The organism is Nonlabens sp. (assembly GCF_965660805.1).
Lineage (GTDB): Bacteria > Bacteroidota > Bacteroidia > Flavobacteriales > Flavobacteriaceae > Nonlabens.
This window is the reverse complement of sequence record NZ_CBFIBE010000005.1, coordinates 58,746-74,801: the sequence shown is the minus strand read 5'-3', so window position 1 is coordinate 74,801 and position 16,056 is coordinate 58,746. Positions and strand designations below refer to the sequence as shown.

The 16,056-nt window shown below is 37.2% G+C and carries 8 protein-coding genes; 7 read left to right on the top strand and 1 reads right to left on the bottom strand.

Going from position 1 to position 16,056, the window contains the following annotated elements:
• Positions 1-5: 5 nt before the first annotated feature.
• From ACTF48_RS02630 to ACTF48_RS02600, 7 genes are all read left to right on the top strand, one after another.
• Positions 6-716: a 3'-5' exonuclease gene (locus ACTF48_RS02630; RefSeq protein WP_438961584.1), complete on the top strand. Its 711-nt coding sequence runs from the start codon at positions 6-8 to the stop codon at positions 714-716.
• Positions 694-2,394 carry an ABC transporter ATP-binding protein gene (locus ACTF48_RS02625; RefSeq protein ID WP_438961583.1) on the top strand — a complete coding sequence of 567 codons (1,701 nt, stop codon included), beginning with the start codon at positions 694-696 and terminating at the stop codon, positions 2,392-2,394. Before ACTF48_RS02630 ends, ACTF48_RS02625 begins: the two co-directional genes overlap by 23 nt.
• A gap of 542 nt (positions 2,395-2,936) precedes the next feature.
• Complete coding sequence (locus ACTF48_RS02620; RefSeq protein WP_438961582.1) at positions 2,937-3,932, top strand: ribonucleotide-diphosphate reductase subunit beta; 996 nt, start codon at positions 2,937-2,939, stop codon at positions 3,930-3,932.
• A 134-nt stretch (positions 3,933-4,066) separates the two neighbouring features.
• Entirely contained in the window at positions 4,067-6,619 is a 2,553-nt protein-coding gene (locus ACTF48_RS02615; protein ID WP_438961581.1) for a ribonucleoside-diphosphate reductase subunit alpha, read from the top strand.
• A gap of 290 nt (positions 6,620-6,909) precedes the next feature.
• Positions 6,910-11,280 (top strand): DNA polymerase III subunit alpha, encoded by a 4,371-nt coding sequence (dnaE, locus tag ACTF48_RS02610; RefSeq protein WP_438961580.1) that lies wholly within the window; start codon positions 6,910-6,912, stop codon positions 11,278-11,280.
• Between the two features lie 111 nt (positions 11,281-11,391).
• The gene (gene trxA, locus ACTF48_RS02605; protein ID WP_438961579.1) at positions 11,392-11,712 is read left to right on the top strand and encodes a thioredoxin; all 321 of its coding nucleotides are present in this window, start codon (positions 11,392-11,394) and stop codon (positions 11,710-11,712) included.
• Between the two features lie 166 nt (positions 11,713-11,878).
• The gene (locus ACTF48_RS02600; protein WP_438961578.1) at positions 11,879-12,808 is read left to right on the top strand and encodes a DUF58 domain-containing protein; all 930 of its coding nucleotides are present in this window, start codon (positions 11,879-11,881) and stop codon (positions 12,806-12,808) included.
• A 464-nt stretch (positions 12,809-13,272) separates the two neighbouring features.
• On the opposite strand, the gene ACTF48_RS02595 is transcribed toward ACTF48_RS02600, so the two are convergent.
• Complete coding sequence (locus ACTF48_RS02595) at positions 13,273-16,002, bottom strand: alpha-amylase family glycosyl hydrolase (RefSeq protein ID WP_438961577.1); 2,730 nt, start codon at positions 16,000-16,002, stop codon at positions 13,273-13,275.
• Positions 16,003-16,056: the final 54 nt, after the last annotated feature.

Here is a 16,056-nt window from a genome sequence, read left to right as displayed (position 1 = left end):
TCAACATGCTGCAGTCTCTCAAATTAGATCACGTTCTTTTCTTAGATATAGAAACGGTTCCGCAACAAATGTCTTTTAGCGAGTTAGATCCACTGGACCAGCAACTCTATGAAGATAAAACAAGATATCAACGTAAAGAAGATTTTACACCCGAGGAATTTTATGACCGTGCTGGAATCTGGGCAGAGTTTGGTAAAATAGTCTGTATATCAGTAGGTTACTTTGTAGATCGCACGTACAGACAGTTTAGAGTACGTAGTTTTACAGGAACTGAACTAGGGTTATTAGAAGAGTTCAGTACACTATTAAAGAATCACTTTTCTGCAAAACACCAGTTGCTTTGCGCTCATAATGGTAAGGAATTTGACTTTCCATATATCGCTAGGCGCATGATCATTAATGGTATAGAGCTTCCGGCTATGTTAAACCTGTTCGGTAAAAAACCATGGGAAGTACCACATTTAGACACTATGGAATTGTGGAAATTTGGCGATTATAAACACTTTACTTCTTTAAAGTTAATGACTCGTGTATTAGGCATTCCATCGCCTAAAGATGATATAGATGGTTCACAAGTGCGCGATGTATATTATATGGAAAATGACATAGAGCGCATAGCCCGCTATTGTGAAAAAGATGTCATAGCCGTAGCACAAATACTACTTAAATTAAGACTAGAACCACTTCTTACAGATGATCAAATCGTCACTAAATAAGCCTTTGGCGGTTATTAAAAACCTCAATGTTTCTTTTAAAAACGGGAAACAAGAACAACAGGTGCTTTTTGATGTGAATTTAGAGCTTTTTGAGAATGAAATACTGGCGGTAGTGGGAGAATCGGGTAGTGGTAAGTCAGTAACTTCAAAAGCGTTAATGGGTTTATTGCCTGTTAAAAATGCAGTGATACAAGTAGAGCAGCTATCTGTACTCGATAAAGACTTACTAGAGTTTAATAATGGTGAGTGGTCTCGCTTTCGCGGAAGCGTGATAAGTATGATTTTTCAAGAACCCATGAGTTCTTTGAATCCTACCATCACTTGTGGTAAGCAGGTAGCAGAAATTCTTCAAATCCACACAAAACTGTCTAGTAGAGAAATCAAAGCTGAAGTGCTGCGCCTTTTTGAAAAAGTGAAATTGCCCACTCCAGAACAGACTTTTAAAAAATATCCACATGAAATTAGCGGTGGACAGATGCAGCGCGTCATGATTGCCATGGCGATAGCCTGTAAACCTAAAATCCTTATAGCCGACGAGCCTACAACGGCGCTAGATGTTACCGTGCAAAAAGAGATCATTTTATTACTTAAAGAATTACAAGCTGAGTACGGAATGAGCGTGCTGTTTATTTCACATGATTTAAGTCTAGTTCATGAAATAGCAGATCGTATTGCGGTGATGTATAAAGGTAAAGTGGTAGAAATGGGAACTCCAGAGCAGCTTTTTAATAATGCGCAAGAAACTTACACACAAGCGCTTATTGCTGCCCGACCAGATACTGAAATCCGACTCAAAAGATTACCTACCATTAGTGATTTTATGAATGATGCAGTGCCTCAAGAAGTTATTACAGCGTCAGAAAGAAGAGTGACGCACCAGCAACTTTATGAAAACAAACCCTTACTAGAGTTAGTAAATGTGGTTAAGAAATATCCTCTCAAAAAAGAACTTTTTAAAGCACAAGAATATTTTACCGCTGTTGATGCAGTAAGTTTAAAACTATATGCTGGAGAATCCTTAGGTTTAGTAGGAGAAAGTGGCTGTGGAAAAAGTACGCTGGGTAACATGATTCTGGGGTTACGTGATATTACCAGTGGTCAGCTCCTATATAAAGGAGAAGATATTACAAATCTTAAAGGCAGTCGCATGCGCGCTTTAAGAAAGGAAATTCAAATTATTTTTCAAGATCCATTTGCGTCGTTAAATCCGCGATTGACGGTTGGGCAAGCAATTATGGAGCCTATGAAATGGCATGGCATAGGAATTAATGATGCAGATCGTAAAAAACGCGTCATGAATTTACTGGAACGAGTAGGGTTAACTCAGGAACAGTTCAACCGGTATCCTCATGAGTTTAGTGGTGGGCAGCGACAGCGCATAGGTATTGCCAGGACTGTTGCCTTAGAGCCAGAGATAATCGTTTGTGATGAATCTGTCAGTGCCTTAGATATTTCGGTTCAAGCACAAGTATTGAATTTGCTTAATGAATTTAAAGAAGATTTTGGGTTTTCTTACTTGTTTATTTCACATGATCTTGCGGTGGTAAAATATTTTTGTGATCAGGTCATCGTCATGAATCAAGGTCGTATAGAGGAACAAAATGAAGCTGATGAGCTCTATAGCAATCCACAAAGTGAGTATACTAAGAAGTTGATCAGTGCCATTCCTAAGGGGTAGTTGTTTGTGTTTTTAAGTTATTTTAATGATACCTTCTTTTGTTAGTACAAGCTTTATTTATACTAAAAACACATATATTCTAGAGGTATATTTTACTTTATTAGGTAGGACAAATTTTAATGGGTATTATGGATATGTGATCTAGTTTTCTCCAGATAATTATTCATTATAATCATAAATCTGCCTTTCAGGAATTGAATTTCACACCATTGGTTAGTAGAAAATCGTTTATAACTTTCTTGTTAATTCTTTCAATAAAAAAGAAGGAAAACACTTAAAATCCATGTTGTATTACTGATAAAAAGAGGTCTTGTTAGGACTCTTCTCTATGAACAGTAAGGAAAGTTAGACGAAATTTTAATATTTTGAAAACTAGATTTTTACAGGCTTTTCTCCCTGTTTTAGGGTGTTAGTAGGCTTTGCCATTAAGTGTTGAAAACTTGTTTAAAATCAAAACCGCTATTCTTCTTTTTGAACCTAATCATTTTTGATCTTTGTTAGACCGAGTGAGAATGAATTTTGAAAAAATTAAAGAGTGTAATATGCAAGCGACAACTGTAGAACCTATTTTAGTAGATAACCCAGATAGATTTGTAATCTTCCCGATTCAACACCATGATTTATGGGAATGGTATAAAAAACAACAGGCTTGTATATGGACTGCAGAGGAAATAGATTTACATCAAGATATTACAGACTGGGAGAATTCACTAAATTCTGATGAGCGTTATTTCATTAAGCATATTCTTGCCTTTTTTGCGGCGAGTGATGGAATCGTAAATGAAAATCTTGCAGAGAATTTTGTAAATGAAGTTCAGTATTCAGAGGCTAAATTTTTCTATGGTTTCCAGATTATGATGGAAAACATTCACTCAGAGACTTATTCTTTATTAATCGATACTTATGTAAAAGATGATAAAGAAAAAGATCAATTGTTTAAGGCTATAGAAAATTTCCCAGCGATTAAGTTAAAGGCAGACTGGGCATTAAAGTGGATCGAGAGCCCATCTTTTGCAGAACGTTTAATAGCCTTTGCAGCTGTTGAGGGAATCTTCTTTTCAGGAGCGTTCTGTTCTATTTTCTGGTTAAAGAAAAGAGGATTGATGCCAGGATTAACTTTCTCTAATGAATTGATCTCTCGTGATGAAGGTATGCATGCAGATTTTGCCGTACACCTACATAATAACCACTTAATAAATAAAGTACCTAAGGCTCGTATTACTGAGATTATCGTAGAGGCTTTAAATATAGAACGTGAATTCATAACAGAGTCCCTTCCAGCAAGCTTGATAGGAATGAACTCAAAGTTGATGACACAATACCTGGAATTTGTAACAGATCGCCTACTAGTAGAATTAGAGTGTGAACCTGTTTATAATGTTACAAATCCATTTGACTTTATGGACATGATTAACCTTCAAGGAAAAACAAACTTCTTTGAAAAGCGTGTCGGTGAATATCAAAAAGCTGGTGTTATGAATAGCACAAAAGAAGGAAAGACTGAAATGGACTCTTTCTCACTAGATGCTGATTTCTAGATAAAAATTTCAACCGTTAGGTTGTCCTGTATATATTGTAAGAGAGCGTTTTAGGGTGTTCTCAAAAGTGTTAACCCAATTATTGAGAAAAGGGCTGAAAATTCTTTTCTCTAAATCCAAAAAATTAGTTCAAAATGTTTGTAGTTAAAAGAGATGGCCATAAGGAGCCAGTGATGTTTGATAAAATCACCGCTAGAGTGCGTAAATTGTGTTATGGCCTTAGTAATCATGTAGACCCAGTAAAGGTGGCTATGAGAGTTATAGATGGGCTGTATGATGGTGTTACTACAAGTGAACTAGATAATCTAGCTGCAGAAACCGCTGCAACTATGACCACTGCGCATCCAGATTATGCTCGTCTTGCAGCGCGTATTTCTGTGTCTAACTTACACAAGAACACTAAAAAGACTTTTACTGATGTGGTAACAGATCTTTATGAGTACGTGAATCCTCGTACTAATAAAAAAGCACCTATGATTTCAGATGAGGTGTATCAAGTTATTCAAGATAATGCAGACCGTTTGAACTCTGCTATTATTTATAATCGTGATTTTGGATACGATTATTTTGGGTTTAAAACACTAGAGCGTAGCTACTTGTTGAAAATTAATGGTGAGATAGCAGAGCGCCCGCAACACATGTTAATGCGTGTTTCTGTAGGAATCCATATAGATGATATGGACGCTGCAATTGAAACCTATGAGTTGATGTCTAAGAAGTTCTTTACACATGCAACTCCTACTTTATTTAATTCAGGTACACCTAAGCCTCAAATGTCTTCTTGTTTCTTGTTAACCATGCAAGATGATAGTATTGAAGGTATTTATGATACCTTAAAACAAACAGCAAAGATCTCACAAAGTGCCGGTGGAATAGGGTTGTCTATTCACAACATAAGAGCTAGAGGTTCTTACATAGGAGGAACTAATGGTACTTCTAATGGAATAGTCCCTATGCTTAAGGTGTATAACGACACAGCTAGATATGTAGATCAAGGTGGAGGAAAACGTAAAGGTTCTTTTGCTATTTATATGGAGCCATGGCATGCAGATATTTTTGACTTCTTAGACCTTAAAAAGAACCACGGTGCAGAGGAAATGAGAGCTCGTGATCTCTTTTATGCTATGTGGGTTTCTGACTTGTTCATGAAACGTGTAGAAGAAAACGGACCATGGACTTTAATGTGTCCTAATGAATGTCCAGATTTATATAACGTGCATGGTGATGAATTTGAAGCGCTATACACAAAGTATGAGCAAGAAGGTAGAGGTCGCAAAACCATTCAAGCACGTGAGCTTTGGGATAAGATCCTTGAATCGCAAATAGAAACAGGAACACCATACATGCTGTATAAAGATGCGGCAAACCGTAAGTCTAACCAAAAGAATCTGGGAACAATCAGGTCTTCTAACCTTTGTACAGAGATCTTAGAATACACCTCACCAGATGAGGTAGCCGTGTGTAACCTCGCATCTGTTGCTTTACCTATGTTTGTGAAAGATGGAAGTTTTGATCATAAAGCTCTTTATAAAGTAACCAAGCGTGTAACACGTAACTTGAATAAAGTAATAGACCGTAACTATTACCCAGTAAAAGAAGCTGAAAATTCTAACATGCGTCACAGACCTATCGGGTTAGGTATTCAAGGACTGGCAGATACTTTTATCATGTTACGCCTTCCATTCACCAGTGACGAGGCTAAGAAGTTAAACTCAGAAATTTTTGAGACACTATATTTTGCAGCTTGTGAAGCCTCTATGGAAATGGCAATGGAAGAAGGTCCATATTCTACATTTGCAGGCTCACCTATGTCTCAAGGAGAGTTCCAGTTTAATATGTGGAACATCCAGGATAACGAGCTAAGTGGTCGCTGGAACTGGTCAGGTTTAAGAGAAAAAGTGATGAAAAATGGTGTGAGAAACTCACTTCTAGTAGCGCCTATGCCTACAGCAAGTACTTCTCAGATTTTAGGTAATAATGAAGCCTTTGAACCATATACTTCAAACATTTATACACGTAGAACACTTTCAGGAGAGTTTATCGTAGTAAATAAGCACTTACTTAAAGACCTAGTAGATTTAGGATTGTGGGATGATACATTGAAGAATGCTATTATGAGAAATAATGGTTCTATTCAAGCGATTGAAGGAATTCCTGAAGAAATTAAGGAGCTCTATAAAACGGTCTGGGAAATGAAGATGAAAGACATTATAGACATGTCACGCCAGCGTGGTTATTTTATAGACCAGTCTCAGTCCTTGAATCTATTTATGGAAAATGCAAATATGTCTAAACTGACCTCTATGCATTTCTATGCTTGGAAAAGTGGATTAAAAACAGGAATGTACTACTTAAGAACTAAGGCTGCCGTAGACGCCATTAAGTTTACAGTGACTAAAGAGAAAAAAGCAGCGCCAGTAGCTGCTCCAGCACCAGCAGTTCAGGTGTCTCAACCAGTAGCAGCAGCTCCGGTAACACAAACACCACCAGTAGGTCAGACACAGTCGCTTTTTGTAGATGACGGTGCACCAGCAGCTGCAAATGTTTTGAACCAAGCCAATTCTATAGAAAACACAAATGTCATCACAGAAAGTGATGAGATGAGTGCCGAAGAATATAGAATGATCTTGCAACGCGCTAAAGACGCTGCCAGTAATGGTGACGACTGTGAGATGTGTGGCTCTTAAAAAGTAATAAGTATTTAAATGTGAAACGGCTTTGCGCATCTTGTGAAGCCGTTTTTTTATTCGCTTTCGCAAAAGCGCACTTCAACACTCAGTGCATATTTTGTTTATAACTCTCCTTTTAAAAAGACCACTAATGACCTATATTTAAACTTCCATTTTAAAAAATAATATTGGTTATAATTATTTGTTATTCAAATAGTTAATATTATTATTTTAGGTTTGTATGGCGCTGTTCCTTATAAGCTTAAAACCTGGGACATCTATAATTAAAAACCCAATACTCGATAAGTATGTATCTCATTTTTGACACAGAAACTACAGGATTACCTAAACGCTGGGATGCACCCTATACAGATGTAGATAACTGGCCACGTGTGATTCAAATCGCATGGCAGTTACATGATGAAATGGGAAACCTCATCGAGCATAAAGATTATCTAGTAAAGCCTGACGGTTTTGATATTCCTTATGATGCAGAGCGCATACACGGGATTTCTACAGCACTAGCCCAGCAGCAAGGTGTACCGCTAGAAGAAATGCTGTCTGAATTCAATATAGCGCTAAGCAAAGCAAAATTTGTAGTAGGTCAGAATTTAAAATTTGATTTAAACGTAACAGGAGCTGAGTTTGAAAGAACCCAAATAGCAAATGATCTACAAGAAATTCCAGTATTAGATACTTGTACCGAGCATACCGCACAACTCTGTCAAATTCCCGGTGGACGCTATGGTAAATTTAAACTACCTACACTTACAGAACTCCACCAGTTTCTTTTTAATCAACCCTTTGGAGAAGCCCATAACGCCACTGCCGATGTGGAAGCCACAACTAGGTGTTTCCTAGAACTGGTAAGAAAACAACAGTACACAAAGCAACAACTGGATGTTGCAGATGACTATTTTGTCCGTTTTCAAGAAGTAAATCCGGCGATGATGCAGCCAGCTGGAATACGACACATTAACCTTAAGCAAGCCTCAGAGCAACTGGTTGAGACCGTAGAACCAGAATTAACGCATCAAGAAATTGAAGAGAACCTAGAAGAGCTTAATGAGGCGCCATTTGCTCATTTACATGCACATTCTCAGTTTTCTATTTTGCAATCCACGGCCAGTGTTCAAGATTTAGTAGCAGCAGCTGCTGCAAACGATATGCCTGCTGTTGCCATGACAGACCATGCAAATATGATGGGTGCTTTTCACTTCATTAAAGCAGTAAAAGCACATAACGAAAGCATCTTAGTTGAAGAAGATAGCGAGCTCCTTAAAGAACCTATCAAACCTATTATAGGCTGTGAGTTCTTTGTTTGTGAGGACATGAATGATAAAACACACAAGGATAACGGTTATCAAATCGTACTTCTAGCTAAAAATAAAAATGGCTATCTCAACATAGCCAAAATGTCAAGTAAGGCCTATGTTGATGGATTTTACTACGTCCCTAGAATTGATAAAAAACTTATTGAGGAATTTAAAGAAGACATTATAGTTCTTACAGGAAATATGTATGGTGAGGTGCCTTCAAAAATCCTCAACTTAGGAGAAAAACAGGCTGAAGAAGCACTGTTATGGTGGAAAGAACAATTTGGCGATGATTTGTATATAGAACTTATGCGCCACGGCTCTAGCATGAGTGATGTGCAGGAAGATGAACAAAGGGCAAATGAGGTACTGGTCTCGCTTTCGCGAAAGCATAATGTGAAATTAATCGCTACAAATAATACCTACTACGTTCATAAAGAAGATGCAAATGCTCACGATATTTTACTTTGTGTAAAAGATGGAGAAAAGCAAGCAACGCCCATAGGTCGTGGACGCGGTTACCGTTATGGATTACCTAATCAAGAGTATTATTACAAGTCTGGTGCAGAAATGAAACAGCTCTTTAAAGACTTGCCAGAGGCGATCTTAAACATCAGTGAAGTGCTGGAAAAGATTGAGCCATTTGAGCTCGCGATGGATGTACTTTTACCCAAATTTGATATCCCAGAACAATTTCTAGATGCTCATGATGAAAACGATAATAAAAAACGAGGAGAAAATGCTTATTTAAGACACCTCACCTATGAAGGTGCAAAAAAACGCTATGGAGAAATCACTCCAGAGATTGAAGAACGACTGGACTTTGAACTGGAAACCATACGTAAAACGGGTTATCCAGGTTACTTCTTAATAACTTGGGATTTTATAAAAGCGGCTCGAGATATGGACGTAGCTGTAGGTCCTGGCCGTGGTAGTGCCGCAGGAAGTGTAGTTGCTTACTGTTTATGGATTACAAATGTAGATCCTATTCATTACGACCTGCTTTTTGAGCGTTTCTTAAATCCAGACCGTGTATCTATGCCTGATATAGATATAGATTTTGATGATGAAAATCGTCATAAAGTAATGGATTATGTGATTGAAAAATATGGAGCTAGTCAGGTGGCACAAATCATTACTTATGGAACTATGGCGGCTAAATCTTCTATACGTGATACCGCTAGAGCACTAGATTTACCACTCAATGAGGCAGACCATATCGCAAAATTAATTCCTGATTTCTCTAAGCTCAAAAAGATTTTTGCGCTAGAAGATAATGAGGTACGAGGCAAATTCCGTGGTGAAGATGCAGACATGGTAGAGGAATTAAGGCGTATTGCGAGCGGTTCAGATCTCGCAGCTGAGACCTTGAAACAAGCCCGTATTCTAGAAGGGTCTGTGAGAAACACTGGAGTACATGCTTGTGGAGTCATCATCACACCAGATGCGTTAACTAATTTTGTTCCTGTAGCCACGGCAAAAAACTCTGACCTCTACGTTACTCAATTTGATAATGAGGTTGTAGAAAGTGCTGGTCTGTTAAAAATGGACTTTTTGGGGCTTAAGACTTTAAGTCAAATAAAAGACACGGTAGCGATTATAAAAGAACGCCATCATATAGATCTAGATATAGAGGCGATACCGCTAGATGATGTTAAGACCTATGAATTATTTCAAGAAGGTAATACCATAGGAATCTTCCAGTATGAAAGTGCTGGTATGCAAAAGTATATGCGTGATTTAAAACCCACCCAATTTGCAGATTTAATAGCCATGAATGCCCTGTACAGGCCAGGACCACTAGAATATATTCCAGACTTTATTGATAGAAAACATGGAGTTAAAGAGATCAGTTATGATCTAGATGGTATGGAAGAATACCTGTCTGAAACTTATGGGATTACTGTATATCAAGAGCAAGTGATGCTTCTTTCTCAAAAACTAGCTAACTTCTCAAAAGGTGAAGCAGACGTATTGCGTAAAGCGATGGGTAAAAAGCAAATGGCGACGCTACAAAAAATGAAACCTAAGTTTCTCGATAATGGAGAATCAAATGGTCATGACCGTACCATTCTAGAAAAGGTATGGAAAGACTGGGAAGCATTTGCATCTTATGCATTTAATAAATCACACTCGACTTGTTATGCCTGGATCGGTTATCAAACAGCTTATTTAAAAGCAAATTACCCAGCAGAGTTTATGGCAGCAACGTTATCAAACAACATGAACCAGATCAAGGATGTGACGAAGTTCATGGATGAATGCAAACACATGGGATTACCCGTGCTGGGACCAGATGTAAATGAATCAAACTATAAGTTTACTGTAAATAAAGATGGTGCGGTCCGTTTTGGGATGGGAGCTGTAAAGGGATTAGGGCATGGAGCCGTTATGACCATTATAGAAAATAGAAAAGATGGACCATACAAGAGCATCTTTGATATGGCAAAACGTATAGATTTACGCGCAGCAAATAAGAAGTCCTTTGAGGCGCTGGCTTTAAGCGGTGGATTTGACGGGCTAGGTGGAGAAAATAGAGCGCAGTATTTCCACTCATTTGATAATGGACAAATATTTCTAGAGCAAGTTGTAAAATATGCACAGAAATTTCAGGAAAACGAGAATAGCGCACAGGTAAGCCTTTTTGGTGAGGCGAGTGACGTTCAAATTCCAGAACCAGAACTACCTATTTGTGAAGATTGGGGAACCATGGAAAAGCTTAAAAGAGAAAAAGAAGTCGTAGGGATCTATATTTCTGGTCATCCATTAGATGATTATAAAAAAGAGATGGAGTTTTTCTGTAATACAGGATTGAGTAGCTTGAAAGATTTACATGGATTAGTAAATAGAGAATTAACCTTTTGTGGAGTTATCAGTGACGTGCAACATCGCATTACTAAGACTAATAAAGGCTGGGGAATGTTTACCGTAGAAGATTATGAAGATAGTTATGAATTTAGATTATTTAATGAAGACTATCTCAAATTCCGTCACTTTTTAGTTCCTAACTCCTTTATTCACTGTAAAATTAAGATTAAAGAAGGCTGGATCGATAAAAAAACAGGTAGACCTACAGAGCCTAGAATCAACTTTTTAGTCATGCAACAGCTGCAAGACTTAATGGCAGCTACTGCAAAAAAATTAACTATTCAATTTCACATCAGTGAAGTAGTAGAGAATAGGGTAGAGTGGTTGCAGCAAGTGCTGGAAACTCATAAAGGTGATCACCAGCTATTTTTTAACCTGGTAGATCACGAGGAAAAAATATCGCTCAACATGCCTAGCCGCTTAAAGAAAGTAAATGTAACTAATGAGTTACTAGCACTGCTAGACGAGCAAGGGATTAACTATGGTGTTAATTAATCACTAAATCATAAACCTACATATCATTATAAGTAAGTACAATAACACTGTGATATGAAATGGAACAGGATTTGATTACTTTTGTATTTAGAAATTAAAATAGCATATAAAATGGCATTAGAAATAACAGACGCAAACTTTGAAGAAACAGTATTAAAAAGTGATAAGCCAGTATTGGTTGACTTTTGGGCAGCATGGTGTGGACCATGTCGTATGGTAGGACCTATCATCGATGAGGTAGCTTCAGACTATGACGGTAAAGCGGTAGTAGGTAAAATGGATGTAGATGCAAATCAAGAATTTGCTGCTAAGTACGGTGTACGAAACATCCCTACGGTACTTGTGTTCCAAAACGGAGAAGTTGTAGGACGTCAGGTAGGTGTAGCACCTAAAAATGCTTACACAGACGCAATAGACGCATTATTGAACTAGAATAAGGGTTCAAACTTTATAAATAAGCTCATTTCTTAACTGGAATGAGTTTTTTTATGGATTAAATTTTGGAATTACGCTTTCGCGAAAGCGAGATAACCTACATCTTTACTACTTTTAAAAGCACTTTATTTGTCATTAAACATCTACCTCTTATCTTCACGCTATGGATATTCAAAAGGAGTTACATAAAACGGCAGGATTTAAAAACTTAGCTTTACTGGCCAGTCAGGTAGTAGAAGGTTTTATATCTGGTATGCATAAATCTCCGTTCCATGGTTTTAGTGCTGAGTTTGCTGAGCATAAAGTGTATAATCCAGGAGAAAGTACACGACATATAGACTGGAAACTATTTGCTAGAACAGACAAGTTGTACACTAAGCGATATGACGAAGAAACAAATTTGCGCTGTCATCTCATCATAGATAATAGTCCTTCCATGCACTATCCACTAGTGAACAGTCAGTCTTTAGGTAGTTTAAATAAGGTCGGGTTTAGCGCACTTGCTGCTGCTAGTGTTATGAATGTATTGAAAAAGCAGCGTGATGCAGTAGGGCTTTCTGTTTACAGCGATTCTTATGAGTATTATGCTCCAGAGAAAGGTAGCGATAGACACCATAACATGCTACTGGATCAATTATCTCAGCTAGTCACTAATGGGCCTACTGGTGCAACCACAAACACTTATAAATACCTCCATGAAATCGCTGAAAAAATGAAGCGCCGCTCGCTCATATTTTTATTTACAGATATGTTTCAAAGTGGTGTACATGAAAACGAGCTCTTTGAAGCTTTGAGACATTTAAAGTATAACAAGCATGACGTAGTTCTTTTTCATACCTATGATAGTGCTACTGAAGTAGACTTTAACTTCTCAAACAAACCATCGCGCTATACAGATGTGGAAACAGGAGAACACATAGACTTATATGCAGATAACGTAAAAGAAGTCTATAAGAAAGCTATAAGTGCCTATTTTGAGAAATTAAGAGTGCGTTGTGGACAGAACAGGATAAAATATATGCCTGTAGATATTCAGCGCAACTTTGATGTGGTGCTTACTACATTTTTACTGGAGCGACAATTGTTCAAATAGAAATAGAGCGGCGACTTTAAGAATGCTCATTTCAGGATATATTTATCTCAAGCTACTTTAAGTTATACCAGTTTGTGTTTATAATGTCGTTAAAATGAATTGAATTATTTTTTGCTTAGTTGAAGCTAAAAATTCTTTACATAACCCTAGCTACAGAAATAATTTTAAGTAAAAAGTAAGTAAAAAAGAAACCATTTATTAAGCCTTGATAAATTCAATAGGGCATTATTCCTAGCTTACTATTTCTATAACCAGCATAAAAAAAGCCTGTCTTAAGACAGGCTTTTGTAACCGAATGAATTATGAAAAGAGTATTAGGTTACACTTAAAGAGATACTTAAATTTTTATGGAAAACTCAAGTACTTACCTTCAGTGAAACGAATTTATCTAGACCTTTCATTACAAAGATAAATGTCAACACATTAATTATGTATATCGACAAAAATCAATTAAAATCGTTATATTACTCCTTTATGAGTTTTGTTTGTTGATTACCAGTGGTTGTTTTGATGTCTATAAGGTAAATTCCAGCAGGTAAAGCATCAATGGTGTAAACTGGTAAAGTTTCATTAAATTGAAGAACCTGTTGACCACTCATATTATAAATGTTCATTTGCTCAATTTCATTTGATAGTCTGAATGAATGTTGTGCTGGGTTAGGATACAATTTAATATGGTTTAAGTTATTTTCTATATAGTCATCATTACTTAAAGGATCTTGCAACTGTTGTGTGCTATACACTCGATATTCACCTGGCTGTAGGGTTAGATTTGCAGTAGTGTTAGTAACGTTAGTCGTAGTTCCACTAAAATACTCAAACCATGTACCTGTTTGGGAAAAATTAGGGTTCACTGATTGTGGAGTTACCCCAAAGTTTGCTACAACTACAACATCAAATACTGGACCGTCTAAGTTGATACGTTTAGTAATACCTCCTAAATCTAGATTATTGAATGTGTTATTCCATGTATCTGGATATAACGTTTTAAAACCTATCATCGTAGCAGTAACGTTGTATAAATCCATGCGATCCTGATCGGTGTCATAACCTAGGGTCCATGGAATGTCCTTACGACCAGTTCTACCATTATCATTGATACTAATATCATAACCTAGTTCACCAAACTGCCATAACATTTTAGGTCCAGGAATACTGTATAATATAGCTGCTATAGCTTCCTGTCTATCTAGAGCAATAGATAGGTTTTGAACATTGTGTGAAGCGCTTGATGTATTACCAAACTGTAGGTTCTTATACATTAAGCGTTCCTCATCGTGACTTTCTGCATAAGCAACTAGGTGCTGATCGTTAAAGTTTCTAGAAGTAAAATAAGATCTAAATAGATCGTTGTTACTATTGTACCCCATAGAGTTTTGGTTGAATTCATCAGTCATTTTTCCCCATAGCATAAAACCATCATTTGCCAGTGCAGATTCTTCTGCAGCTCCACCTAGATGTTCTAAAATCATATAGATATCATTACTAGTAGCATTCCAGATTGTGTTTTTATAATCGTTTAATATGGCAACACGTGATGCATCAAAGGCATTCCATGCACCTATATTTCCTAATGTATTATTTTGTGTAAAACCTTTTGATAGGTCAAATCTGAATCCATCAACTCTATATTCATCAATCCAGTATTGAAGTGTTTGCTTTACATATTCTTTCACATGTACATTAGAGTGATCCATATCATATCCTACATTAAAGTCATGGGTAGGAGTTACGTTCATATAAGGATTATTAGCTGCTGGTCTAAAGTTTGCTTCATCCCACCACATTTGACATAGTGGACTCTGACTAAATGCATGATTGTACACTACATCTATGATTACCGCAATGCCTTTAGAATGACATAAATCGACAAGCTCCTTAAACTTCGCGGGTGTTCCATAAGCTTTGTCTAGTGCTCCATGGAATTTAGGATTGTAACCCCAACTATCTGTTCCTTCAAACTCATTAACGGGCATGAATTGTAAAGCGTTAATTCCCAAGTCTTCTAAATAATCGATACGATTGATGATTTCTTGAAAACTATCTTCTTCTGAGAAATCACGTGCTAGTATTTCATAAATCACCAGGTTTTCTTGATCTGGGCGTTGAAAATTATTTGTGTTCCAGTTATAAGGAGTTGCTTGATACGTATGAAGAGTTACATCACCAGTGGTTTGATCTTCAGGGTAGGCGGGAAGATTAGGATAATTTCCCGGTTTGATAAACGGGTCACTTCCTGGATCTAAGATTAATCCAGAATATGGATCTGCGATGGTGATATCAAAATCAACTAGATACTGATACATGAATTCAGTGTTTGCGGTAAATTCTGAGGCTGGAACTGTGATCCAGAAATAATCTCCATCTTTATTCATTTGGTAATTAGATTGAAGATTCCAGTTTGTAAAACTTCCTGTAAGCATCACATCAGATTTCCCAGGAGCCGCTAGTACAAAGGTTACACTACCATCTGCATTTTCATTAACTCCATTTTTTACGCCGCTTGGTCTCGGCAGGTTTTGTGTGGTGGTAGGAACATAAACATTTATTTCATCAGTTGCAGTGGTGGTACCATTATCTGCAGTTAGTACTATGTTGTGCGCACCTGTGGTACTAAAGGTGTAAGGTGTAGAAATAGTTGCAGCGTTTACAGTACTAACAGAAGTGCCGTTTACCGCAATATTTAAACTAGCCGTTTGTGACGCATCACCGGTTATGGTAGTGCTTTGATTTAAAGCAAAAATATCACCATTTTGAGGTGCTGTTATTAATGTGTTTAGTCCTTGTTGGAAAATAGGAATAAATATGTCTGGACTGGTTTGTGCTGTTGCTGTAGCATTTCTTATCACTAAACAAATCTCGCTAACCACATCTCCAGTTGTGACACCATAAAATTGTTCTATGGAATTGGGTATGGTTAATTGGTAATTGTTTCCTCCTGTATTAACAAATTGTGGTGCTCCATTGTTGTCATTGAAGGTTGGTACGATAATATTTTGCCATCGATTACCATTAATAGTAACACCGGTATAGGCATAAAGAGTACCCGTTGCATTCTCTAATGGTGTGCCGGTTGAATCAAAGAAAATCGTTACAGCATCTGCTTGTGTTGCAGTAGTAGGGTTTATTGTTACTTGTGCTTTCGCGAAAGCAAAACTTATACATGTAATTATTAGAAGTATGTTATTTTTCATGGCAGTTCTTTTAATGAAAAAAGGGCTGATAACAGCCCTTTTTCTTAGTAAGCT